The sequence below is a fragment of the Caballeronia sp. LZ016 genome (assembly GCF_031450805.1).
Taxonomy (GTDB): domain Bacteria; phylum Pseudomonadota; class Gammaproteobacteria; order Burkholderiales; family Burkholderiaceae; genus Caballeronia.
On the sequence record NZ_JARTVY010000004.1, the window covers coordinates 604,142 to 626,045 of the forward strand.

Annotated in this window: 24 protein-coding genes; 13 read left to right on the top strand and 11 right to left on the bottom strand. The window is 65.1% G+C overall.

All coding sequences use genetic code 11. From position 1 onward, the window contains the following. The first annotated feature begins 130 nt into the window (after positions 1–130). Positions 131–295, top strand: coding sequence for a hypothetical protein (locus P9220_RS23215; protein WP_309768018.1), 165 nt, complete (start codon positions 131–133; stop codon positions 293–295). A gap of 57 nt (positions 296–352) precedes the next feature. On the opposite strand, the gene P9220_RS23220 is transcribed toward P9220_RS23215, so the two are convergent. Both P9220_RS23220 and P9220_RS23225 read right to left on the bottom strand, forming a co-directional pair. Further along, positions 353–979, bottom strand: a complete 627-nt coding sequence (locus P9220_RS23220; RefSeq protein ID WP_309768019.1) for a hypothetical protein — start codon at positions 977–979, stop codon at positions 353–355. 78 nt (positions 980–1,057) lie between these two features. Beyond that, positions 1,058–2,194: a porin gene (locus P9220_RS23225; protein WP_309768020.1), complete on the bottom strand. Its 1,137-nt coding sequence runs from the start codon at positions 2,192–2,194 to the stop codon at positions 1,058–1,060. A gap of 364 nt (positions 2,195–2,558) precedes the next feature. Between P9220_RS23225 and P9220_RS23230 the strand changes: the two genes are divergently transcribed. The 6 genes from P9220_RS23230 to P9220_RS23255 all read left to right on the top strand — a co-directional run bounded on the left by P9220_RS23230 (position 2,559) and on the right by P9220_RS23255 (position 8,346). Then, positions 2,559–3,185, top strand: a complete 627-nt coding sequence (locus P9220_RS23230) for a glutathione S-transferase N-terminal domain-containing protein (protein ID WP_309768022.1) — start codon at positions 2,559–2,561, stop codon at positions 3,183–3,185. Positions 3,186–3,210: 25 nt separating this feature from the next. Continuing rightward, entirely contained in the window at positions 3,211–3,846 is a 636-nt protein-coding gene (locus P9220_RS23235; RefSeq protein WP_309768023.1) for a glutathione S-transferase N-terminal domain-containing protein, read from the top strand. 67 nt (positions 3,847–3,913) lie between these two features. Beyond that, positions 3,914–5,557 carry an acyl-CoA synthetase gene (locus P9220_RS23240; RefSeq protein ID WP_309768024.1) on the top strand — a complete coding sequence of 548 codons (1,644 nt, stop codon included), beginning with the start codon at positions 3,914–3,916 and terminating at the stop codon, positions 5,555–5,557. A 15-nt stretch (positions 5,558–5,572) separates the two neighbouring features. After that, positions 5,573–6,358 carry an enoyl-CoA hydratase gene (locus P9220_RS23245; RefSeq protein WP_309768025.1) on the top strand — a complete coding sequence of 262 codons (786 nt, stop codon included), beginning with the start codon at positions 5,573–5,575 and terminating at the stop codon, positions 6,356–6,358. 467 nt (positions 6,359–6,825) lie between these two features. Continuing rightward, on the top strand, positions 6,826–8,220 hold the full coding sequence (locus P9220_RS23250) for an OFA family MFS transporter (protein ID WP_309768026.1): 1,395 nt from the start codon (positions 6,826–6,828) through the stop codon (positions 8,218–8,220). A gap of 15 nt (positions 8,221–8,235) precedes the next feature. Beyond that, positions 8,236–8,346: an oxalate:formate antiporter gene (locus tag P9220_RS23255; RefSeq protein ID WP_309768027.1), complete on the top strand. Its 111-nt coding sequence runs from the start codon at positions 8,236–8,238 to the stop codon at positions 8,344–8,346. 49 nt (positions 8,347–8,395) lie between these two features. Here the strand turns inward: P9220_RS23255 and P9220_RS23260 are convergent, their stop codons facing one another. From P9220_RS23260 to P9220_RS23270, 3 genes are all read right to left on the bottom strand, one after another. Beyond that, complete coding sequence (locus P9220_RS23260; protein ID WP_309768028.1) at positions 8,396–9,112, bottom strand: YetF domain-containing protein; 717 nt, start codon at positions 9,110–9,112, stop codon at positions 8,396–8,398. Further along, the gene (locus P9220_RS23265) at positions 9,112–9,807 is read right to left on the bottom strand and encodes a YetF domain-containing protein (RefSeq protein ID WP_309768029.1); all 696 of its coding nucleotides are present in this window, start codon (positions 9,805–9,807) and stop codon (positions 9,112–9,114) included. The genes P9220_RS23260 and P9220_RS23265 overlap by 1 nt, the downstream gene beginning before the upstream one ends. Before the next feature lie 73 nt (positions 9,808–9,880). Further along, on the bottom strand, positions 9,881–10,990 hold the full coding sequence (locus P9220_RS23270; protein WP_309768030.1) for a patatin-like phospholipase family protein: 1,110 nt from the start codon (positions 10,988–10,990) through the stop codon (positions 9,881–9,883). A gap of 120 nt (positions 10,991–11,110) precedes the next feature. Here P9220_RS23270 and P9220_RS23275 point away from each other — a divergent pair, with 120 nt between their 5' ends. Next, the gene (locus tag P9220_RS23275; protein ID WP_309768031.1) at positions 11,111–12,328 is read left to right on the top strand and encodes a DUF2252 domain-containing protein; all 1,218 of its coding nucleotides are present in this window, start codon (positions 11,111–11,113) and stop codon (positions 12,326–12,328) included. Between the two features lie 2 nt (positions 12,329–12,330). Here the strand turns inward: P9220_RS23275 and P9220_RS23280 are convergent, their stop codons facing one another. After that, the gene (locus P9220_RS23280) at positions 12,331–12,828 is read right to left on the bottom strand and encodes a hypothetical protein (protein ID WP_309768033.1); all 498 of its coding nucleotides are present in this window, start codon (positions 12,826–12,828) and stop codon (positions 12,331–12,333) included. Here P9220_RS23280 and P9220_RS23285 point away from each other — a divergent pair. Together P9220_RS23285 and P9220_RS23290 are read left to right on the top strand one after the other, a co-directional pair. After that, positions 12,821–14,116 carry an SDR family oxidoreductase gene (locus P9220_RS23285; protein ID WP_309768035.1) on the top strand — a complete coding sequence of 432 codons (1,296 nt, stop codon included), beginning with the start codon at positions 12,821–12,823 and terminating at the stop codon, positions 14,114–14,116. The genes P9220_RS23280 and P9220_RS23285 overlap by 8 nt on opposite strands. Further along, a complete protein-coding gene (locus P9220_RS23290) occupies positions 14,113–14,577 on the top strand; it encodes a DUF2269 domain-containing protein (RefSeq protein ID WP_309768036.1) in 465 nt (154 codons plus the stop codon). Before P9220_RS23285 ends, P9220_RS23290 begins: the two co-directional genes overlap by 4 nt. 15 nt (positions 14,578–14,592) lie before the next feature. Here the strand turns inward: P9220_RS23290 and P9220_RS23295 are convergent, their stop codons facing one another. Both P9220_RS23295 and P9220_RS23300 read right to left on the bottom strand, forming a co-directional pair. After that, positions 14,593–14,886 (bottom strand): DUF4148 domain-containing protein, encoded by a 294-nt coding sequence (locus tag P9220_RS23295; protein WP_309768037.1) that lies wholly within the window; start codon positions 14,884–14,886, stop codon positions 14,593–14,595. A 59-nt stretch (positions 14,887–14,945) separates the two neighbouring features. Continuing rightward, the gene (locus P9220_RS23300; protein ID WP_309768252.1) at positions 14,946–16,199 is read right to left on the bottom strand and encodes a multidrug effflux MFS transporter; all 1,254 of its coding nucleotides are present in this window, start codon (positions 16,197–16,199) and stop codon (positions 14,946–14,948) included. A 107-nt stretch (positions 16,200–16,306) separates the two neighbouring features. Between P9220_RS23300 and P9220_RS23305 the strand changes: the two genes are divergently transcribed. Next, the gene (locus tag P9220_RS23305; protein WP_309768038.1) at positions 16,307–16,729 is read left to right on the top strand and encodes an HIT family protein; all 423 of its coding nucleotides are present in this window, start codon (positions 16,307–16,309) and stop codon (positions 16,727–16,729) included. Here P9220_RS23305 and P9220_RS23310 read toward each other — a convergent pair. The 3 genes from P9220_RS23310 to P9220_RS23320 form a co-directional block, all read right to left on the bottom strand. Continuing rightward, positions 16,726–17,685: a bile acid:sodium symporter family protein gene (locus P9220_RS23310; RefSeq protein WP_309768040.1), complete on the bottom strand. Its 960-nt coding sequence runs from the start codon at positions 17,683–17,685 to the stop codon at positions 16,726–16,728. The two genes, P9220_RS23305 and P9220_RS23310, sit on opposite strands and share 4 nt — an antisense overlap. A gap of 181 nt (positions 17,686–17,866) precedes the next feature. Further along, a complete protein-coding gene (locus tag P9220_RS23315) occupies positions 17,867–18,214 on the bottom strand; it encodes a heme-binding protein (protein ID WP_309768253.1) in 348 nt (115 codons plus the stop codon). Positions 18,215–18,367: 153 nt separating this feature from the next. After that, positions 18,368–19,030 (bottom strand): TetR/AcrR family transcriptional regulator, encoded by a 663-nt coding sequence (locus P9220_RS23320; protein ID WP_309768041.1) that lies wholly within the window; start codon positions 19,028–19,030, stop codon positions 18,368–18,370. 165 nt (positions 19,031–19,195) lie between these two features. Between P9220_RS23320 and P9220_RS23325 the strand changes: the two genes are divergently transcribed. After that, positions 19,196–20,323, top strand: coding sequence for an HlyD family secretion protein (locus P9220_RS23325; RefSeq protein ID WP_309768043.1), 1,128 nt, complete (start codon positions 19,196–19,198; stop codon positions 20,321–20,323). Further along, complete coding sequence (locus P9220_RS23330) at positions 20,316–21,887, top strand: MDR family MFS transporter (protein ID WP_309768045.1); 1,572 nt, start codon at positions 20,316–20,318, stop codon at positions 21,885–21,887. Before P9220_RS23325 ends, P9220_RS23330 begins: the two co-directional genes overlap by 8 nt. Positions 21,888–21,904: the final 17 nt, after the last annotated feature.

Genomic DNA, 21,904 nt, shown 5'->3' on the forward strand with positions numbered 1-21,904 from the left:
CATGAAAGCGGCAATCGAGGCACTGTCATTTTGTCCGGCTACACTGGCCGCGCCGTACCGTTTATTGCCTGCGGCCCGGACGGTCGAATCGTTCGCGCCGCATCTTTCACGATTCACTTTCGATCATCCGATGAAAACTGCCTTCAAGAAGACCCTCGCGCTGCTCGTGCTCGCAGCGTTTGCCGCGCCGACGCTGTCGTTCGCCGCCGCCGACTATCCGTCGAACCAGAAGCGCCCCGCCTATAGCAAGACGCACAAGCACCACAAGCATCACAAGAAGGCGACGGCGCAGTAACGCATCATCGAGGAAACGCGGCCGCGCAAGATGGCACGCGGCCGCGTTTCTCCGGCTTCAGCCGGCATCGCCCGAACTGATCACCGCCTGCATGCTCTTCAGGAGCTTGCGCAAGTACGCGAGCAGACCGACCACATCGCCGAACGCAATGAACCCGGTATCCGCGGTCTGTCCGAACAAGGCCTGACCGTCGAGTGTCTTGTCGATGATGAGACCGCCGTATGCCGCATGCGGCACGTACTCATCCTCGCCGATGCGAAAGCGCTCGCCATTCACGGCGGCATCGCGCAGGCGCATCAGGAATTGCACTTCGGGCGTGCGCGAACTCGACAGCCGATGCACGTCGAAGAAATCCGCCACCGCGAGAATCGCGTTCACGCACGGCACGCGCAACGCGAACGCCATGCGCTCGGAAGCAGTCGCGAGCGAAGGCCACGGTTGCAGGTCGTCGGTCGGCTCCTGTTTCATCGGCATGCCGTCTTCGCTATGCGCGTGCGCTTCCGGATGCGCGCGCCGATGCGCAACCAGCCGCGCCAGTGCGCTGAAATCCGGCGCGTGCTCGCCGTTTTCGATCCAGTCGGCCAGCAAGCCGGCGTGCGTGCAGAGCGACAGCAATTGCGCGTCGATGAACGCAACGCCGAGCCTGCACGGGTCGATCTGTCGAGTGCTTTGAGTGTCGGACATTCTCGTCTCCCTGATATTGACTACGCGCGCTGCGTTGCAAGTTCCGCGCCCGCGTGGGAGCCGACACCATCGGCACGATCAGAACAGATTGCGCAATCCGACCGATACGCCTGTCTGATTCGACCTGCCCGGCAGCTCGACGAAGCCCGCGCCCGTGACCTTGTTGAAGTCGACGGTGCCGTACACTTCGGTGCGCTTCGACAACGCATATTCCGCGAGCGCGACGCCCGTATAGCGATTGCCACTGCCGGTCTCGCCACCGCCTATTGCCGCGTTCTTCATGTGATCGTAGTAGAACGCGCCCGTGAGCAGCAGCGCGGGCGTCACTTGCCACGTCACGCCGGCGAACGGGCCATCGTCGCGGCGGCCTGAGCCCTTGAGAATGTCCACGCCCGATACGAGATTGCGTTGCGCGAGCAGACTGTCGACAAAGCCGGTGTCGTCGGTCGAATGCAGATAGCCGACATAGAGCTTCGCAGGCCCGACCGCATAGACGATGTTCGCGTTCCAGATCTTCTGCTTGTTGCTGGCGTTGTCGCTGTTCTGCTGGTATCCGCCGCCGATCGACAGCGGCCCCACCGCATACGACGCCGTGAAGCCGTACATGTTGCCCGCGCCGAGATGCCCCGGCACCTGGCCCGAGAAGCCACCGGGGCCGGTCGCCGTGTAGTTGGTGCCGAACGAATACATTGCCCCGATGGTGAGGCCCGCGAACGTGCCGTTGTACTTCACGGCGTTGTCCGCATAGAGTCCGGCGCCGAGCGCCACGGGGAGCCACGCGTTCTCGAAGTAATTGCCGACCGTGAGCGGATCGTAGGTATCGCCGAGCATGTCGAAGAGAGGCGTCTTCTGGCGGCCGAGCGTCAGCGCGCCATACTGGTTCGCGAGCCCCACATAGGCCGCGCGATTGAAGGCGCGCTGGCTGTCCGAATACTGGCCGTTGCTCAGTTCGACGCCGCTCTCCAGGCGAAAGATCGCCTTCAGTCCGCCGCCGAGGTCTTCCGTGCCCTTCAGGCCGATACGGCTGTTCGTGATCGCGCCGTTCGTCATGGACAGCTTGCCGTCGTTATTGGCGTTGGCGTTCGTCAGATAGCGCACGCTGACATCGGCGACGCCATACAGCGTGACCGAGCTTTGCGCGAACGTGGAATGGCAGGCGCAGGCAATGGCGGATGCGGCAAGCGCGGTGGCCGCGCGCGAGGTGATCGTCTTCATGGTTGTCTTGGCGTTATTGCTGTTCGATGTGATGCGCCCATCCGAGCGGCTTTCGTCTAGCTGTCTTCGGATCGCGGGCGCGACCGCACGACGGATGGGCACGCGGACTTTTATCACATCAAATATCGCAGCGCATCGGCTCAGGCAAGCGGGCAGGCGTTTGTGTTGTCTTTAGCGCAAACGCGCGGGCATTCCGGGGCGTTCTCGCGGCTGTCGACGGTCGCAGCCGTTTGATTAGTATTTCCAAGCATCTTCCAGGGACGAATTAGCCCTCTCTTATGTAAGAGCAAAGCCGGATTGCAGCCCTCGCTTAATAGCCGTTATGCTTGAGCAAACGACACACTCGACAAGACGGAGACATCGAATGCTGACGATCTGGGGCCGGGCCAATTCGGTCAACGTGCAGAAGGTGCTGTGGTGCTGCGACGAACTGGGACTCGAATACGAACGCATCGACGCGGGCATGCAGTTCGGCCGCAATCACGAACCCGGCTATCTCGCGATGAACCCGATGGGCCGCGTGCCGACGCTCGTCGACGGCGACTTCGTGCTGTGGGAATCGAACGCAATCATCCGCTATCTCGCGATGCAGTACGGCCCCGGCAGCGCCATCTATCCGGCGGAGCCGAAGCTGCGCGCGAGCGTCGATCGCTGGCTCGACTGGACGCTGTCCACGCTGCAGCCGGCGGAACGCCCGGTGTTCTGGGGCTACATCCGCACGCCCGAAGCCAAGCGCCATCTCAGGCAACTGGAAGCCGATGCGCGGGAAGTCGAAACACTCTGGCGCGTAGTCGACGCGCACCTGAAAGCCCGCGACCATCTCGAAGGCAACGCGTTCTCGCTGGCGGATCTCGTCATCGCGGCTTACGCGCGCCGATGGTATGGCATCGCCGAACTGGAACGCCCCGCGCTGCCCGATCTCGAACGCTGGTACGCGCAACAGTCCGTGCGCGCGGGATTCCAGCGCTACGTCGCAGCAGAACTGACCTGAACGCATCCATCGGCGCCCTACCGACATGACCATCGAACTGCACACCTGGAACACGCCCAACGGGCGCAAGATCAGCGTCGCGCTGGAAGAAATGCAACTGCCTTATACCGTGAGGACGGTCGACATCACGAAAGGCGAGCAGCACGCGCCCGAGTTTCTGCGCATCAGCCCGAATAACCGCATTCCGGCTATCGTCGATCCCGACGGCCCCGGCGGCCTGCCGATCAGCGTGTTCGAATCGGGCGCGATCCTGCTCTATCTCGGCGAAAAGACCGGACAGTTTCTGCCCGCGAGCCTGCGCGATCGCGTGCCGGTGCTCGAATGGCTGATGTGGCAGATGGGCGGCTTCGGGCCGATGCCGGGACAAGTGCATCACTTCCGCATGGTCGAAGCGGAAAGCGACCGGCGCTATGGCCTGAAGCGCTATTCCGACGAAACGCGCCGCCTCTATCGCGTGCTGGACAAGCGGCTGTCGGAAGTCGAATTCGTCGCGGGCGCGCTGTCGGTGGCGGACTTCGCGATACTCGGCTGGGCGTGGCGGCACGAGCGTCATCAGGTGGCGCTCGGCGATTACCCGAACGTCGAACGCTGGTATGACGCCTTGTTCGCGAGGCCCGGCGTGCGACGCGGCTTCGAAGTGAAGCTCGACAACCAGCCTTGATGCGTCGCGACCGTCAGGCACGCGTAAGATGAGCGGCATTCGAGGCCGATGCAACGAGGAGACGACCATGACCGCGCACATGTACGACGAGGGCCTGCCGAAGACCACCGCCAACTTCGCGGCGCTGACGCCGCTGACCTTCATCGAGCGCGCGGCGTCCGTGTATCCGCAGCGGCCGGCCATCGTGCATGGCGAAATACGGCGCACGTGGGGCGAAACGTACGCGCGAACGCGCCGGCTCGCGTCGGCGCTGATCGCGCGCGGCATCGGCATCGGCGATACGGTCGCGGCCATGCTATCGAATACGCCCGAGATGGTCGAAGCGCACTTCGGCGTGCCGATGACGGGCGCCGTGCTGAACACGCTCAACACGCGGCTCGATGCAGCCACGCTCGCCTTCATGCTCACGCACGGCGAAGCCAAAGCGGTGCTCGTCGACCGTGAGTTCGCCGGTACGATGAAGAAGGCGCTCGAAGACGTGCCGCAGTCCATCCTGGTGATCGATGTCGATGACTCCCAGTACGCGGGCGAAGGCGAGCGCATCGGCGAAATAGACTATGAAGCGTTGCTCGCGGGCGGCGATCCTGCTTATGAATGGTCCCCGCCATCGGACGAATGGAACGCCATCTGCCTCAACTACACCTCGGGCACGACGGGCAATCCGAAGGGCGTCGTGTATCACCATCGCGGCGCTTATACGAATGCAATCAGCAATATCCTCGAATGGGACATGCCGAAGCATGCCGTGTATCTGTGGACATTGCCCATGTTCCACTGCAACGGCTGGTGCTTTCCCTGGACCGTCGCCGCGCGGGCGGGCGTGAACGTGTGCCTGCGCAAGGTCGATGCGAAGACCATCTTCGATCTGATCCGCAACGAAGGCGTGACGCATTACTGCGGCGCGCCCATCGTGCAGAACCTGCTCGTCAACGCACCGGAGGAGATGAAGCAAGGCATCGCGCAGAAGGTCCATGCGATGGTCGCGGGCGCCGCGCCGCCCGCCGCGATGATCGAAGGCATGGAGCGGCTCGGCTTCGAACTGACGCATGTGTACGGGCTCACCGAAGTGTATGGGCCCGCAACCGTCTGCGCGCAGCAAGCGGAATGGCGTGCGCTCGATATCGGCGAGCGGGCGCGGCTCAATGCGCGGCAGGGCGTGCGTTATCACTTGCAGGATGCGGTCAGCGTGCTCGATCCGCTGACCATGCAGCCTGTTGCCCACGACGGCGAAACCATCGGCGAGATCATGTTTCGCGGCAACATCGCGATGAAGGGATATCTGAAAAACGCGAAGGCCACCGGGGAAGCGTTCAGCGGCGGCTGGTTTCATACGGGCGATCTGGCCGTCGCGTATCCGGATGGCTACGTCCGCATCAAGGATCGCAGCAAGGACATCATCATCTCGGGCGGCGAGAACATATCGAGCATCGAAGTGGAGGACGTGCTGTACCGGCATCCTGCGGTGCTCACGGTGGCCGTCGTCGCGAAGCCGGATGCGCGATGGGGCGAGACGCCCTGCGCGTTCGTCGAGACGAAGCCCGGCGCGCAAGTGAGCGCGGACGAACTGATCGCGCATTGCAAGGCGCACCTTGCGGGCTTCAAGGTGCCGCGTGCCGTCGAGTTCTGCGAGTTGCCGAAGACATCGACCGGCAAGATCCAGAAGTTCGAACTGCGCAAACGCGCAGGCTCGGTTGCGGCAATCGACGTTTGAAGGAGGCTCTTTCGAATGAGCGATAGCGAAGCACTCGTCGTAGTGGAACACGACGCATACGGCATCGAAGGCGCCGTCAGGCTCACGATGAATCGCCCGCACGCGTTCAACGCGCTCTCGGAGGCCATGCTCGATGCGATGGAGCGCGAGCTCGAACGCGTCGGTGAATCGGAGGCGCGCGTCGTGCTGATCGCCGGCGAAGGGCGCGCGTTCTGCGCGGGCCACGATCTGAAGGAGATGCGCGCGGAGCCGGCGCTCGACACCTATCGCGCCCTGTTCACGCGGTGTTCGCGCATGATGCTGACGATTCAGCGCATCCCGCAGCCGGTCATCGCGCGGGTGCATGGCATTGCGACTGCAGCGGGCTGCCAGCTCGTCGCGATGTGCGATCTCGCGGTCGCATCCGAGGAAGCGCGCTTTGCGGTATCCGGCGTGAATCTGGGGCTTTTCTGCGCGACGCCGAGTGTGGCGCTCTCGCGCAACGTATCGCGCAAGGCCGCGTTCGAGATGCTGATGACGGGCGATTTCATCGATGCACGCACGGCGCGGGAACGCGGGCTCGTGAATCGCGTCGCGCCGCCGGGCGAACTCGATGATGCGGTCCGCGCGCTTGCATCGAGCATCGCAGGGAAGCCGCGCGAAGCCGTCGCGGCGGGGAAGCGGCTTTTCTATCGGCAACTCGAAGCGGGCATCGATGCCGCCTATGCGCTTGCATCGGAAACGATGGCCTGCAACATGATGAACGAGGCCACGCTAGAAGGGACACAGGCGTTCGTCGAAAAGCGGTTGCCGCGCTGGTGATGATCGACCGAGCGCGCGCCTCGCACCACATGGCCCGTTAGCCAGGCACGTTCCGCCTTGCACGTTCCAGCGGGAACATCCCGCCGTTGCCGGCACGCGATTCATGCGTGCTTCGTCACCGCGCGGGACGTATCCGCGCGTTCGACGCCTTTGCGTGCGCGAAGCCCCGATGCATGGACGACCGGCACAAGCGCCGATGCCGGCATCGCGCTCGCTGTTCACATTCCCTGCAGTGCAAAGCGCGTGGCGGCCGCGCCCCGCATCGGGTTGGGGCAAACGCTTATGCCGGGCCGATTCATATTGCAAAGCGCATTGCTCTTGTCTAAGGTCATGCGCAGCCGTCATGCGTTGCCTCCGTCATATGTCGGCGGATCGCATGTTTGACGCAGCGCTTCAGGACGGCCATGACAAAGCAAAGATGAGCGCGCCGGCAATTCGAAGTCGAACGGCGCGTCACGGAGACCACGATGACCAGCATCAAGCAAGGGGCCGCACATGGCCCGCATGGCTTCTTTTCGAAGGAAGCAACCGTCGCCCGGCCCGGCTTCTCACGCTGGATGGTGCCGCCCGCCGCGCTCGCCGTGCATCTGTGCATCGGGCAGGCGTATGCGTTCTCGGTGTTCAATGCGCCGCTCACGAAGATCATCGGCATCACGCAGTCCGCGCCGGATGACTGGTCGCTCACCACGCTCGGCTGGATCTTCTCGCTGGCCATCGTGTTTCTCGGGCTATCGGCGGCGTTCACGGGCAAATGGCTCGAGAAGGTCGGCCCGCGCCGCACGATGTTCACCGCGGCATGCTGCTTCGGCGGCGGCTTCCTCGTTTCCGCGCTCGGCGTGTACCTGCATCAGATCGCGCTGCTTTATCTCGGCTATGGCGTGATCGGCGGCATCGGGCTCGGGCTCGGCTATGTATCGCCCGTATCGACGCTGATCCGCTGGTTCCCCGACCGTCGCGGCATGGCGACGGGCATGGCGATCATGGGCTTCGGCGGCGGCGCGATGATCGCGGCGCCCGGCTCCGTCGCGCTGATGAACTACTTCAAGAGCGCGACGAGCACCGGCGTGGCGGAGACGTTCGTCGTGCTCGGCGTCGTCTATTTCATCTCGATGACGATCGGCGCGCTCGCCATCCGCATTCCCCCGGCCGACTGGAAGCCCGCCGGATGGACGCCGCCCGTGACCGCGAACCGGATGATCACGAAGAACCACGTGCATATCGATCAGGCGCTCAGGACGCCGCAGTTCTATCTGCTGTGGCTCGTGCTCTTTCTCAACGTGACGGCGGGCATTGGCGTGCTCGGGCAGGCATCGGTGATGATCCAGGAGAGCTTCAAGTCGTCGATCACGGCGGGCGCGGCGGCGGGTTTCGTCGGGCTGCTGTCGCTGTTCAACATGGGCGGACGTTTCGTGTGGGCGTCGGCATCGGACTGGATCGGCCGGAAGAACACGTACTTCGTCTTCTTCGTGCTCGGCGCGGTGCTCTACTATCTCGTGCCGCAATTCGCCGTGGCCGGCAACGTCGCGCTCTTCGTGGCTGCGTACTGCGTGATTCTCTCGATGTACGGCGGCGGTTTCTCGACCATTCCCGCTTATCTCGCGGACATGTTCGGCACCGCGTTCGTCGGCGGCATTCATGGACGGCTTCTGACTGCATGGGCTGCGGCGGGTATCGCGGGGCCGGTGCTCGTCAACTATATCCGCGCGTATGAAGTGGCGCACGGCGTCGCCAAGGCGGATGCCTACACGATGACGCTGCACATCATGGCCGTGCTGCTCGTCATCGGTTTCTTCTGCAACCTGCTGGTCACGCGCGTGAACGACAGGCATCACATGGACACGGCGGCGCAGACTGCCGGCTGACACTCGGAGACCTCGATGAATTCGTCGAACAAGGGATTGCTGGTGCTGTTCTGGCTTTATGTGCTGATCCCGCTCGCATGGGGCGTCACCAACACGCTCACGCAGGCGGTGAAGCTCTTTCATTGACCGACGGCCGCAGCGGGCCGGACGTCGCGTCCGGTTCGCGCGGCCATGTTCAGGCGTCGAGCGCCGCGCCGAGATCGGTCTTCGTCGATCGCTCGTCGGGTACGCGCACCGCCGATTCCCATCGATGCGCGCCACACGCCGCGCACGGCTCGCGGGGCCGCTCCTGGGATGCGACCGTCACGCCGCAGCTCCAGCATGAGAAATGACCGTCGACGCCGATCGCCTCCAGAAGAGATTGCTCCATGTCCGGCCGCACCGTGAGACCGGGGCGCTGCTCCTTCCGGTAGACGATGCTGAACGACCCCGACGCTTCGAGATACACGCGCCGGAGCTGTCCGAGATGCGCGACGTTCATCGCGCGCAGTTCGGACGCGAGCATCTCGCGAGATATCTGGCTCCGCTTGAGCTCGTCCATCAGAATGCGGCCGTCCTTCACGAGGATCGTGACGTCGCCCTGTTCGAGCACTTCGTAACGCCGCCAGCGCAGCCCCGCCTTGCCGCTCAGGCGCTGCAGCGCGACCACCGTGAGCAGGACGACCGCAGCGGGCAGCACGCCCTGCGACGATACCTGGATCGGCATGCCGATCGCCGCGCCGAGCATCAGGATCACCGCAAGCTCCGTGATGCTGAGCTGCGCGGCCACGCGCTTGCCCATCATCCGCATGGCGACCAGCAGCAGCGCATACATGACGATGGCCCGCACGATGATTTCGATGAGAAAGGCCCACGGTCCGTCGCCGATGAGCAGCCGCTCGATGAATGCCATCAACGCTCCACGTCGGACACGGCGTAGGTCCACTCACGTGCGCCGCAGTTGTCGCACGCCGCCGCTGAACCGTCGGCGCCGACCGTGTTGCCGCAGTGCGTGCACGCGGACCATCCGTCGACGCGAGCCTCGGCGCGCAGCTCTTCGTCGACGGCGGGCAACACCGACAGGCCGGGCTTCGCCGGACGCGCCGGAATGAAGGAAAAGCGCCCCGAAGGTTCCATGTACAGACGGCTGACCTGGCCGAGATGCTGCCAGCCGCCGATACGCATCGCCTCGAAAATTTTCTCGCGCGGCATCGCGGTGCGAACGAGTTCCGCGTGATCCAGGCGGCCGTCGCGGGCGAGCAGCGTGACATCGGTGGCGACCATCGTTTCCACGCGACGATTCGTGATGCCCGCCCGCGCGATCAGCCGTTGCAATCCGACGGCGACGAGCGCGATCAGGAGCGGCGGCAGCATGCCGCGATTCGCAGCCTGAAGCGGCACGCCGATGGCAGCCGCCAGCGTGACGACGATCGATATCTCGAACAGCGTGTATTGGGCCGCGACACGCCGGCCGAGCAGACGCATCGTCATGACGAGCAGCACATAGGTGAGGCTCGTCCGGAGCAGCACTTCGAGCAGAAAGTGCCATGACGTGTTGCCGAACAGGAAGCGATGCCAGTCGGTCAGTCTGAACGGAGGATGATCCACGACGGAACCCGCAACGGTGACTCGATGCGACGCATCGCGCATTCATCGTGCCCGCGACCGCCTTCCCGTCGCACTAGCCGCCGCGATTCATTCGCGCAAGCGCCGCTTCGGCCGCATCGCGCCCGCGACGCCAGTGTTCAGCGAGCGCCGCGCGGCCGAACTGCCCGTCCTTGTAATGCGATACGCATTGCGACCGCCGGTAATCGACCGGCACGACGTTCACCGGCTTCGCCTCGACCATCGACGCGGCGCGCACGAGTTGCGGATCGGACGCTCTGCGCGACGCATCGATGGATTCGAGCGCATGCGCGAGCAGCGCCTTCAGTTGCTGCGATTCACGCAGCGCTTCGTAGTATTCGGCCGCCCTGCTTCCATGCTCGATGTTCTTCTGGCGAATCTCGGCATCGGTGATCGTGTCCGGCACGGGGCCATCGGGGCTCCACAGGTCCGCGCGAAGCACCGTCGTCGGCAGGCCGGGCGGCGCGGTATCGATGAGGCGGCGCAGCGGCGCGGCCGTCACGAGCGAGCCGTCCCAGTACCACGCGCCGTCGATCTCCACGGCCGGGAACCACGGCGGGAGCGATCCGGAAGCGACGATCATCCGCGCATCGAGGGCGTCATCGCGATTGTCGAAGTAGCGCGGCTGACCGGTCGCCACGTTCGCCGCGATGACGGACACGCGCGTCTCGCTGGCGTTCAGCGCGCCGAAGTCGCAGAGGCGCGTCAGCGTCTGCATGAGCGGACGCGTGTCCATGACGCTCGCGAGGCCGGGATCGCCCGCGCCGACCGTCCAGGGAACGTTCAGCCGCCGCGTGAAGAGACCCGGTATGCCGAAGCTCATCGCATAACCCTGATCGGCCTCCGCGAACATGCGGCGCAGGTTATCGCCGAGCGGAGCGAAGCCGGAGAACATCAGCATCTGGTCGCGGGCGGCGGAGCCGGGCGTCGAGACGCCGTCCCAGAACGCGCGGAGGCGGTCGATTCGTGACGACGCCGGATTGCCGAAAAAGAGCGCCGCGTTGATCGCACCGATCGACGACCCGCAGCACGCGTGAATCGGCACCTGCGCTTCGTGCAGCACTTCCAGCACGCCCGCCTGGAACGCGCCGATGGCGCCGCCGCCCTGCAAGGCCAGTGCGATGCGGCCTGTCGATGCTTTATCGATGGTTTCCGGCGTGCTCATTCGTGCTCCGAGTAGGAATCGTCAATCGATCAGCGAAGCGCGTGCCTACCCGCTGACAATCAGGCACACGCCATGCGTTCATCGGACGAGAGAAAACGTCCGCACAGCACACACGCCACCATGCGCAATCCCCCACAGCCCAGGCTGACCCGCTTCGACCAACGACAGGACCTGCTGACTGCGCGGCGCAACGCCAAGATGTCGCGCTCGACGCACGCCTACGTGCGCGGCAATACCGCCAAGTTTTACGACTGGCTGGAACAGGCCGATATCCGCAGCCTGCCGGAAGGACCGGCGATCTGGATCTGCGGCGATTGCCACACCGGCAATCTCGGGCCCGTCGCGGACGCGCATGGGCGCATCGAAGTGCAGATTCGCGATCTCGATCAGACGGTCATCGGCAATCCGGTGCACGACCTGATCCGCCTCGGGCTCTCGCTCGCGACGGCGGCGCGCGGTTCGGCCTTGCCCGGCGTCACCACCATCAACATGATCGAGGCGCTGTTTCAGGGCTATGTGCTCGCGTTCGACCGCGACCGCGCCTCCGACGAAGCGTGCCGCAAGCCCGAAGTGGTGCGCGTCGTGATGCGCGAAGCGGTGCGCCGCTCATGGAAGCACCTCGCGCGCGAGCGTCTCGACGACACCCGCCCGACCATTCCGTTCGGCAGCCGCTTCTGGCCGGTGAGCAAGGACGAACGCGCGGAAATCGACGCGCTCTTCGAGAAGGCGACGGTCGCGGATCTCGCAACGAGCCTGCGTCATCGCCCGAATACGGGACACGTCACCGTCCTCGACGCCGCGTTCTGGGTCAAGGGATGCAGCTCGCTCGGACGCCTTCGCTACGCCGTGCTGCTCGATGTCGACGGCGGCGTGGTCGAAGGCGACGATCTGTGCCTCATCGACATCAAGGAAGGCGTGAAGGCCGCCGCGCCGCGATATCCCGGCGTCTCGATGCCGCGCGACAACGCGGAACGCGTCGTCGCGGGCGCGCGGGCATTGTCGCCGCATCTCGGTGAGCGGATGCTCGCCGCTACCTTGCAGCAACGGCCGGTCGTCCTGCGCGAACTGCTGCCGCAAGACCTGAAGCTGGAGATCGAGCAGATCGGCGAGACGGAAGCGATGGAAGTCGCGCGCTATCTCGCGTTCGTCGTCGGCCAGGCGCACGCGCGCCAGATGGACAAGGCGACGCGTCGCGGCTGGCTCGCCGAACTGCGGCGCGCGAAGACCAAATCGATCGATGCGCCGTTGTGGCTCTGGAGCAGCATCGTGGAGCTGGTCGGCAGCCACGAGGTGGGCTATCTGGAGCACTGCCGGCGCTATGCGCTGGCGGCGGAATAGTCTCAGCGCGCCGGGCGCTTCATCATGAACGGCACGACGAGCCCCGCCCCGAACGCGAGATACACCGCCGCGATGTGCGCGACCGGCAAGTGATATTCGAAGCCCGGCGTGAAGCGCTTTGGCACCACAATATAATCGCCCGCCGCCGCGGCCAGGGTCGTCGCGGCAGCGAGCGCGATGCGCCGGCCGTGCCCCCCCTGCCCGCCGCGCTGATCCATCGAACGGCGCGCCGCCGCGACAGCCAGTGCGTTGCCCGCCGCCCATCCGACCGACATCAGTTGATGGATCGCGAGACCCGTCAGCAGATGCCGTGGCTTCGGACGCGCCGTCTGGTTCGCTTCTTGCGGCCAGACCCAGTGGCTCACGGCGCTCACCGGAGCCGTCGCGCGCTTGCCGTGGAGGCGGCCGCACACCGCGAGCGCCGCGGTCGATAGCAGCCCGGCCGCGATGCCGGGCCACAGAATGTCTCTTTTCGGGTCGATGCCCAGCGTCATGGTCATATTCCTCTCGGGTTCAACCGGCCTTCTCGGTTCACGCATCGCGGCGGCCTTGCTCGCCGATGGTCACTCGGTGATCTGCTGCGCGCGCCATCCGTCGGCGGACGCGGACCCATCGAAGCAATGCCGGTTTGTCGCGCTCGACTTCGCGCGCATCGACGATCAAGCAACTTTGATACCGCTTCTCGAAGGCGTCGATATCCTGATCAACGCGGTCGGCATCTTCAACGATCGCACCGGCCACGATTTCCAGCGTCTGCATGCGGATGCGCCCATCGCGCTCTTTCATGCGGCGGCGCGGGCCGGCGTGCGGCGCATCGTGCAGATTTCGGCGCTCGGCGCGGACGAGCACGCCGCAAGCACGTATCACTTGACGAAGCGCGCCGCCGACGATGCGTTGCGCGCGCTACCGGTGTCGTCGCTGATCGTGCAGCCGTCGCTGGTCTTTTCGCCGGACGGAGCCAGCACGAAGTTTTTTACCGCATGGTCGACGCTGCCGGTCGTCCCGCTGCCGGGGCGCGGCGCGCAGTCCATCCAACCCGTGCATGTCGATGACGTCGTCGCACTCGTCACCCAGGGCGCGATTGCCGTGGATGCCCCAAACGAAACGGTGGCCGCAGTCGGCCCCGAGCCGATGACGATGCGAAGCTATCTCGCCGTGCTCGCGCGCCTCGCCGGCGCATCGGCCCCGCGTTTCGTATCGGTGCCGATGCCGCTCGTGCGGCTGAGCGCCCGCATCGGCGAACAGTTGCCGGGCGGCTTCGTCAGCGGCGATTCCATCGGCATGCTGGAACGCGGCAACACAGCGCCCGCCGACGGCATCGCGCGATGGCTCGGCCGGCCGCCGAAAGGGCTCTCGCAGTTGCGCGCGATGCCGCACGGCCTCGGCCTGCAGGCGAAGCTCGCGTGGCTCGTGCCGTTGCTGATCGCGTCGATTGCGGCGGTGTGGATCTGGACCGCGATCGTTTCCGCATGGCTCTATCCGCAAGCGGCGAGTCTCGATTTGCTCGCGCGCGTCGGCGCGCCGCCCGGCACGCGCCTTTTCCTGCTCTACGCCGCTGCCCTCTTCGATCTGCTGCTCGGCGTGCTGTCGCTCTGGTGGCCCGCGCGTCTCGGCCCGCGCACGCGGCTCTGGCAATGTCAGATTGCGTTGATCGTCGCTTATACGGCGCTCATCAGCTGGCGCTTGCCGGAGTTCTGGCTGCATCCGTATGGTCCGCTTTCGAAGAACCTGCCGATGCTCGCGGCCCTCGTCTTACTGATTCAACTCGATAGAAAGAACCGAAAGTGACTTACCTCATCATCAAGTGGGTGCATGTGCTGTCGTCCACGATTCTCTTCGGCACCGGCATCGGCTCGGCGTTTTATCTGCTGAGCGCGAGCCTCGGGCGCGATGCGCGCACGGTCGCGCGCGTGAGCCGTCTCGTCGTGCTCGCGGACTGGCTTTTCACGACGCCCACGGCCATCATCCAGCCGCTTACCGGCTATCTGATGATGCGGCTCGTCGGCTTCCCGATGCAGACGCCGTGGCTCGCGTGGTCCATCGGGCTATACGTGTTCGCGATTGCGTGCTGGCTGCCGGTCGTGTGGCTGCAGGTTTTGATCGCCGCCGAAGCGCGCGACTGTGCGGCGTCGCAGGCGCGGCTGTCGCGGCGCTTCTGGCGGCTCATGGCGATATGGACCGCGCTCGGCGTGCTCGCCTTCGTCGCGTTCCTCGCGATCTTCTGGCTCATGGTCACGAAGACGCTCTGACTCCGCGCCCCGCGATCATTTCGATTGCCCGCTGCGCCGCTTCGACGAGTTTCCCGCCGCGTCGGAGTTCGGGCATCCGCTCGTCTGCAGGCGTTGCGTGGCCGCTTCGACATCGGCCGGGTAGGTGATCTCGTCGGCCATCGGATTGAAGCCCGCGCAGCGGTATTGCGCGAGGTCCTGCTGGATGCGTTCGCGCGTTGCATCGGTGACCGGGGGCGGCGCGGTATCGGCGAACGAAGGCGACGCGCAGGCTGCCGTCAACGCGCACACGAGCGCCATTCGCTTGCGGATGGATGCAGCTCGATTCATTACGGTCGCTCCGGGAGCGTGGGACATCTGTACGCGACACCAGCAACCCATGCGCCATATCAGGCCTCGCGCTGCATGACGGGCTCGGCTTGCGCCAGCTCGAGATGCCGCAACAGCTTCGTCACCATCCAGACGACGGTGAACGCCAGCGCGACGAAGAACACCGCGAGCGGCGCGAGCACATGCACCGATACGAAACCGGCGAGGCCCATCATCGCCGATGAAACGAGCAGCAACGCGCAGCCGAGAATCGCGCTCGTCAGCCCGGCGATATGCGGGAACAGCGAATTGCCCTTGGCCATCAGCGTCGGATACATCGCGCCGGCGCAGAAGCCCATCACGAGCACGGGCACAGCCAGCGTCCACACGCGCAGGCCGACCGTCAACGCAAGCAGCAGCATGGCGATGGAAGTGACGGCCATCGTGCAGGCCCCGATACGCAGCCGCCGCTCCGCGCTCGGCAATCGCGGACCATGCACGCGGTTCGAGAGGCCGCCGAGGAAGTACGCCAGGCCGATGCCGAGCGCGAGATAGCCGAAGTAAGTCGGCGGCTTGTGCAAGGTGTTCTGCACCATGAACGGGCCGACGATGTTGAACACGAGCAGGATGCTGTAGCACAGTCCTTGCGCGAGGAAGCAGCTTTGAAACACCGGGCTCGACAGCACCTTGCCCGCGTTCGTCACGAGCGTGCGCGGCGCAAGACGCACCGGACGCGGCAAGGTCTCGCGATAGCGCCAGACGAGGAACCACATCACGATCGAGTAAAGCAGCAGGAATACGAGGCACGACTTCCAGCCGAACAGCGTCTGCAGGTGCGCGCCGATCACCGGCGCGACGATCGGCGCGAGGCCCCATGCGATCGACATATAGGTGAACGCGTGCAACAGCGCCTGGCCCTTGAACGAATCGGTGATGATGGTCTTCGCGAGCAGGTTGGTCGTCGCGATGCCGAAGCCCTGCATGCAGCGCGCGAGCAGAAACGTTTCGAGGTTCGTCGCGGCGAGCGAAAGCAGGCAGCCGAGCGTGAAGATCACGAGGCCGAAGGCAAGCACACGCTTGCGGCCGTAAGCATCGGCGACGGGTCCGAAAATCAGCTGGCCGAGCGCATACGCCGCCATGTAGCCGGACACGCTCGACTGGATCGCCTGGGGCGACGTGGCGAAGTAACGCGCCATCGCGGGAAGCGCGGGCACGTAGATGTCGATGGCAAGCTGACCAGCGGACGCGAAGAAGCAAACGAGAAACAGCAGGAAACGCGGCGAATTCGATTCACGAACGGCGGCGAAGGAGCGGTCGGGGTTGGCAGGGTTCATGGGAGCGGCGGTCAGGTCGAACGCGTATTTGCCTGTCATCGCGAAAGGCCGTGCGATCGCCCGCCATCCGGACGCACTACACTCGGGTATCTTCCACGGAGCCGCCCATGCAATACGACCCGAACAACATCTTCGCCCGCATTCTTCGCGGCGAACTGCCGTGCATCAGGTTGCGCGAGACGCAGCACACGCTCGCCTTCATGGATGTCATGCCGCAATCGGACGGGCACGTGCTCGTCATTCCGAAAGAGCCCGCCGCCACCGTCCACGATGTATCCGATGCCGCGCTCGCCGAATGCATGCGCGAGGTGAAGCGCGTATCGGCAGCGGTGCGGGATGCGCTGCAACCCGATGGCATGCTGATCGCGCAGTTCAACGGCGAGGCGGCCGGTCAGACGGTGCCGCACATCCACTTCCACATCATTCCGCGCTGGCGCGATGTGCCGCTCAGGCAGCACGGCCGCACGCGGGCCGACGATGCGGCGCTGGAAGCGCTGGCCGAGCGCATTCGCCCGGCCCTGACCGCTTAGTTCTGCCGCGCCGCGACGCCGGGAGCATCGGCGTCACGCGTCGATCCTTTCGCCGGACGGCCCGCCCAGTAGCCGGCCAGCATTGAGCCCGACAGGTTGTGCCACACGGAAAACAACGCGCCGGGGAGCGCGGCGATCGGCGTGAAATACAGCTTGCCGAGCGTCGCGGCGAGGCCGGAATTCTGCATGCCGACTTCGATCGCGAGCGTGCGGCAGACGGCTTCGTCGAAGCCGAGCAGGCGGCCGCCCCAATAGCCGCCCAACAGGCCGATGCCGTTGTGCAGCACCACGCCCAGCGCCACCACCACGCCGACCGACGCGATGCTCTTCTGCGTTCCGCCGACCACCGCGGCGATGATGAGCAGGATCGAGACCATCGATATGATGGGGAGGACCGGCTCGATCCTGCGCACGAACTTGCCGAGCAGGTGATTCACGACCAGCCCGATGACGATCGGCAGCGCGACGATCTGCAGAATGCTCATCAGCATGCCGTGCACGTCCACGGCGATGGACGCATCGACGTAGAGGCGCGTGAGCAGCGGTGTCGCGAACACGCCGACGAGCGTCGACAATGCGCTGATCGTCACGGACAGCGCCACGTCGCCGCGCGCGAGATAGATCATCACGTTCGACGCCGTGCCGCTCGCGACGCTGCCGACGAGCACCATGCCCGCCGTGAGATCGGGCGGCATGCGCAGCGCCTTCGCGATCACCCATGCTGCGAGCGGCATCACGAGGTAATGCAGCACGATGCCCGCGATGACGGGCGCGGGGCGCGTGAAGACGCGGCGGAAGTCATCGATGGAAAGCGTGACGCCCATCGACAGCATGATGATGGTGAGCAGCGTGGTGACGTGCGGCGCAATGCCGGTCACGGACGAAGGCGAGAGGTAAGCGGCGATCGAAACCACGACCGCCCAGAGCGGAAAAAGACGGGTGATGCGGGCAAGCATTTGAAGCGTTCCTCGAAAGTCGTGTGCTGATGGGTGCAATGACGCGTGAGCCGGCAATCGCTGCGGCTTTGCGGTCGAAGAGAACTGCGAAAGGCTTGCCTTCGTGGGGCGCATGCCCGCCGTGGCGCCGGCGTGCGCGGGTGGCGCACGGCGCGGCCGGAATGACGGCGGGCGTGGCATTTTACCGGCTATGAGCGACAGGAAGCGCGCGCGTGTCAGTGGGAAAACAATGCGGACGTTCGAAGCCCATCGGCGATGCGCCCGTCGAACAGGCGATGTTGTCCGCATTGCCCGGACCCTGGCCGGCGGGCACGCCCCCGAGCCCCGCGAGCTTGCGCATGCGATATGCGACGATATGATCGGCGCATGCGCTGTCGCCGCTCACGCCCAGCCCGCCGATCACCTTGCCGCCCGCATAAAGCGCGACGCCGCCGCCGAACGTGATGACGCCCCCGAGCGTGCGCCCGATGCCGCTTCCCTGTTCGAGAAAGCGCGCATCGAATGGATTCGAGTTGTTCAGGCCACACAGCGATCCGCCCGGTTGCGTGGCTGCATAGAGATTGGCGGCCGATAGCGCGAACGCGTCGTTGCTGAAGCCGTTCGCGTATCCGCCGCCAGACGAACGCCTTTTTGTTTTGTATTGGCTTTTATGCGGTTCGAAAGGAGGCGGCCTGCCGCCGCTTCATTTCAGCACCGAAGCCTCGACAGCCGCCAGATAAGCGGCCAGCGCACGCTTCACCTCACGCAGATAACGCCTGGCGAGCTGCACGTCGCCCATTGCAGGCCGCAGCTTGATGGCGAGCGAGCCGCTCGCGAGCGCACGCAGGATTTCGACATAGAGCGCACGCTCGGCGGGCTTCACGTGCGGCATGCGCGCATCGACCACCTTTCTCAGCGTGCCGGCATCGCGCTTCTTGTTGTCGTCGTGCGGCATGACGGTCATCAGGATCAGGCAATCCGGATTCTGCTCGAGATAGGTGATGTACGGCGTCATGAAGCGATCGATCACCGCCTCGGACGACAGCGCGCGCCACGTTTCGTTATCGATCTGGCCGAGTTCGTCGTCGATCTCGCCGGTCGCCGCCATGTGCCGGTCCCACAGCGCGCTCAACAGGCTCTCGCGGTCCGGAAAGAAGTGATACATCGAGCCGATGGGCGTTTGCGCCCGCCGCGCGACGCCGTGCATCGTCACGCCAGGCAAGCCCTTTTCCACGATGAGTTCCGCCGTCGCGTCGAGAACGGCTTCGATCCTCGCGCGGCCACGCGCCTGCAACGGCGAGCGGGCGGCGCTGGCGCGGCCGGAGTCGTGGTCTTCGGTGTCGCGGTCGTGGCGCTGCTTCGTCATCTTGTGTCCATGATCTGATCAAACTAGACGCTCGCGTCTACATTCGTGCATACTAGACGACATCGTCTAGTTTGGCGAGCGCAACGGCGTGCACCTTCACATCGCATGCGCCGCCTCGAATGAGTCGCCGTCCCTCGCGCGCGCTCACGAATCTCCGGAGAAAACATGGCAGTTGCAGCGCCCACACAAGGCGGCGATTCCAATGCGGCCACGCAAGGCAAGCCCTCGCGGCGGCGCTTGCTCATTATCGTCGGCATCGTCGCGGCCGTCGTTGCCATCGCATGGGGGCTTCGGTGGTGGACCGTCGGCCGCTTCGTCGAAAGCACGGACGACGCGTATCTGAAGGCCGATAGCGTGACCATCGCGCCGAAGGTCAGCGGCTATATCACCGAAGTCCTCGTCGAAGACAATCAGGCCGTCGCGGTCGGTGCTCCGCTCGCGCGGCTCGACACGCGGCAGTATCAGGCATCGCTCGATCAGGCCAAGGCCACGCTGGATGCCCGCGCCGCGGACATCCAGCGCGCCGAAGCCGAGCTGAAGCAGCAGCAGGCCAACGCGGATCAGGCGAAGGCTCAGGCCGAAGTCTCGCGCGTGAGCCTGCAGCACGCGGAAGACGACGTGGCGCGCTATCGTCCGCTCGTCGCGACCGGCGCGGAAAGCGCAGAGCGTCTTGCAAGCCTCGTCAGCAGGCGCGATCAGGCGCGCGCCACGCTCGCCGCGAATCAGGCCGCAGCCCGCTCCGCCGCCACGCAGATCGGCGCGACGCAAGCGCAGATCGTCCAGGCCCGCGCGCAAATGGAAGCAGCAGAGGCGCAACTGAATCAGTCGAAGCTCGATCTCAACGACACCACGCTGTATAGCCCGCTCGCCGGGCGCGTCGGCGATCGTTCAGTCCGCGTCGGCCAGTACGTGCAACCCGGCACGCGGCTCATGACCGTGGTGCCGGTGCAGACGGTCTATCTGGAAGCCAACTTCAAGGAAACGCAAGTGGGCCGCATGCGCGTCGGGCAACCGGCGACGCTGCACGTCGACGCACTGAAGGGCACCGACCTGCACGGCGTCGTCGAGAGCTTCTCGCCCGGCACGGGCGCGCAGTTCGCGCTGCTGCCGCCCGAGAACGCAACCGGCAACTTCACGAAGATCGTGCAGCGCGTGCCGGTCCGCATTCGCATCGACACGGGGCCGGAAACGCGCAAGGTGCTGTTGCCGGGGCTGTCCGTGACCGTCGATGTCGATACGAAATCCGCAACCGACGAAAGCAAGCGCATCGCCGCTGAAAATCGCCATGACTGACGCGAAAGCGCAAGCCCGCGCGAGCGCCACCGACTGGATCGCGGTCACGGCGGGCGCGCTCGGCGCGTTAATGGCCACGCTCGACATCTCCATCACGAACTCCGCGCTGCCGCAGATTCAGGGCGAAATCGGCGCGACCGGCACCGAAGGCACCTGGATTTCCACCGGCTATCTGATGTCGGAAATCGTGATGATTCCGCTTGCCGCGTGGCTCACGCGCGTGTTCGGGCTGCGCAATTTTCTGCTCGGCAATGCGGTGCTTTTCACGCTGTTCTCGGTAATGTGCGGCCTCTCCAATTCCCTGCCGATGATGGTCGCGGGCCGCATCGGCCAGGGGTTCACCGGCGGCGCGATGATCCCGACCGCGCAGACCATCATCCGCACGCGGCTGCCGCGCGAGCAGATGCCCGTCGGCATGACCATCTTCGGCCTGATCGTGCTGCTCGGGCCGCTGCTCGGCCCCGTGCTGGGCGGCTGGCTTGCGGAGAACATTTCGTGGTCGTGGTGCTTCTTCATCAATCTGCCGGTGGGCGTCGCGCTTGCCGTGCTGCTCGTGACCGGCCTGCCGGCGGATCGGCCGCAGTGGGAAGCGTTCTTCAAGGCGGACTGGATCGGCATCGCGGGGCTGGCTATCGGTCTGAGCTCGCTCACGGTCGTGCTCGAAGAAGGCCAGCGCAATCAATGGTTCGAGTCGCATGAAATCGTCATGCTGACGTGCATCACCGTGTTCGGCTTCATCCTCATCGCGGTGTCGCAGTTCGTCGCGAAGCAGCCTATCGTGCGGCTGTCGCTGCTGCGCAATCCGCGCTATGCGAGCGTGATCTTCATCGTGTTCGCGGTCGGCGCGGGGCTGTATTGCGTGTCGTTCCTGCTGCCGCAGTTCCTGAGCATCGTCGCGGGCTACAACGCGTTTCAGTCCGGTTCGATCATGCTGATATCCGGCGTGCCCGCGTTTCTCATCATGCCGGTGCTGCCACGCCTGCTCGGCAAGGTCGATTCCCGCGTGCTCGTCATTGCGGGCTTGCTGTTCTTCGCCGCAAGCTGCCTGCTCGACATTTCGCTCACCGCGCAAAGCGTCGGTCACGATTTCTTCTGGTCGCAGATTCTGCGCGGCTTCGGGCAGATGCTCGCGATGATGCCGCTCAACCAGGCCTCGATGGCCGCGGTCTCGCGCGAGGAATCAGGCGATGCCGCCGGCCTCTACAACATGGCGCGCAATCTGGGCGGATCGGTCGGACTCGCGATTCTCGGCACGGTCATCGACCGGCGCAACGACTTTCACGGCGCGGCCATCCGCGAATCCGTGACCGCGAATTCGATCATCGGCCAGGAAAGGATTGCCGGCAGCGCGGCCGGTTTCTTCGCGCAGACCGGCGACATGGCGCACGCGAAACTGCAGGCGCTCGGCCAACTGTCGATGCAGATCAGCCAGCAAGCCATCGTCATGACGTACTCCGAAACGTTCTATGTGCTCGCAATCGCACTGCTCGCATGCCTGCCGCTCGCGCTGCTCCTGAAGACGCCGAAGCCGCAGCCCGGCGAAATGCCATCGGCCGGACACTGATGCAATGAATCACTCAA

Coding starts and splice junctions, on each gene's coding strand:
- P9220_RS23215 (WP_309768018.1), top strand. CDS start 131: ATGAAAACTGCCTTCAAGAAGACCCTCGCGCTGCTCGTGCTCGCAGCG.
- P9220_RS23220 (WP_309768019.1), bottom strand. CDS start 979: ATGTCCGACACTCAAAGCACTCGACAGATCGACCCGTGCAGGCTCGGC.
- P9220_RS23225 (WP_309768020.1), bottom strand. CDS start 2,194: ATGAAGACGATCACCTCGCGCGCGGCCACCGCGCTTGCCGCATCCGCC.
- P9220_RS23230 (WP_309768022.1), top strand. CDS start 2,559: ATGCTGACGATCTGGGGCCGGGCCAATTCGGTCAACGTGCAGAAGGTG.
- P9220_RS23235 (WP_309768023.1), top strand. CDS start 3,211: ATGACCATCGAACTGCACACCTGGAACACGCCCAACGGGCGCAAGATC.
- P9220_RS23240 (WP_309768024.1), top strand. CDS start 3,914: ATGACCGCGCACATGTACGACGAGGGCCTGCCGAAGACCACCGCCAAC.
- P9220_RS23245 (WP_309768025.1), top strand. CDS start 5,573: ATGAGCGATAGCGAAGCACTCGTCGTAGTGGAACACGACGCATACGGC.
- P9220_RS23250 (WP_309768026.1), top strand. CDS start 6,826: ATGACCAGCATCAAGCAAGGGGCCGCACATGGCCCGCATGGCTTCTTT.
- P9220_RS23255 (WP_309768027.1), top strand. CDS start 8,236: ATGAATTCGTCGAACAAGGGATTGCTGGTGCTGTTCTGGCTTTATGTG.
- P9220_RS23260 (WP_309768028.1), bottom strand. CDS start 9,112: ATGGCATTCATCGAGCGGCTGCTCATCGGCGACGGACCGTGGGCCTTT.
- P9220_RS23270 (WP_309768030.1), bottom strand. CDS start 10,990: ATGAGCACGCCGGAAACCATCGATAAAGCATCGACAGGCCGCATCGCA.
- P9220_RS23275 (WP_309768031.1), top strand. CDS start 11,111: ATGCGCAATCCCCCACAGCCCAGGCTGACCCGCTTCGACCAACGACAG.
- P9220_RS23285 (WP_309768035.1), top strand. CDS start 12,821: ATGGTCATATTCCTCTCGGGTTCAACCGGCCTTCTCGGTTCACGCATC.
- P9220_RS23280 (WP_309768033.1), bottom strand. CDS start 12,828: ATGACCATGACGCTGGGCATCGACCCGAAAAGAGACATTCTGTGGCCC.
- P9220_RS23295 (WP_309768037.1), bottom strand. CDS start 14,886: ATGAATCGAGCTGCATCCATCCGCAAGCGAATGGCGCTCGTGTGCGCG.
- P9220_RS23300 (WP_309768252.1), bottom strand. CDS start 16,199: ATGAACCCTGCCAACCCCGACCGCTCCTTCGCCGCCGTTCGTGAATCG.
- P9220_RS23305 (WP_309768038.1), top strand. CDS start 16,307: ATGCAATACGACCCGAACAACATCTTCGCCCGCATTCTTCGCGGCGAA.
- P9220_RS23310 (WP_309768040.1), bottom strand. CDS start 17,685: ATGCTTGCCCGCATCACCCGTCTTTTTCCGCTCTGGGCGGTCGTGGTT.
- P9220_RS23320 (WP_309768041.1), bottom strand. CDS start 19,030: ATGACGAAGCAGCGCCACGACCGCGACACCGAAGACCACGACTCCGGC.
- P9220_RS23325 (WP_309768043.1), top strand. CDS start 19,196: ATGGCAGTTGCAGCGCCCACACAAGGCGGCGATTCCAATGCGGCCACG.
- P9220_RS23330 (WP_309768045.1), top strand. CDS start 20,316: ATGACTGACGCGAAAGCGCAAGCCCGCGCGAGCGCCACCGACTGGATC.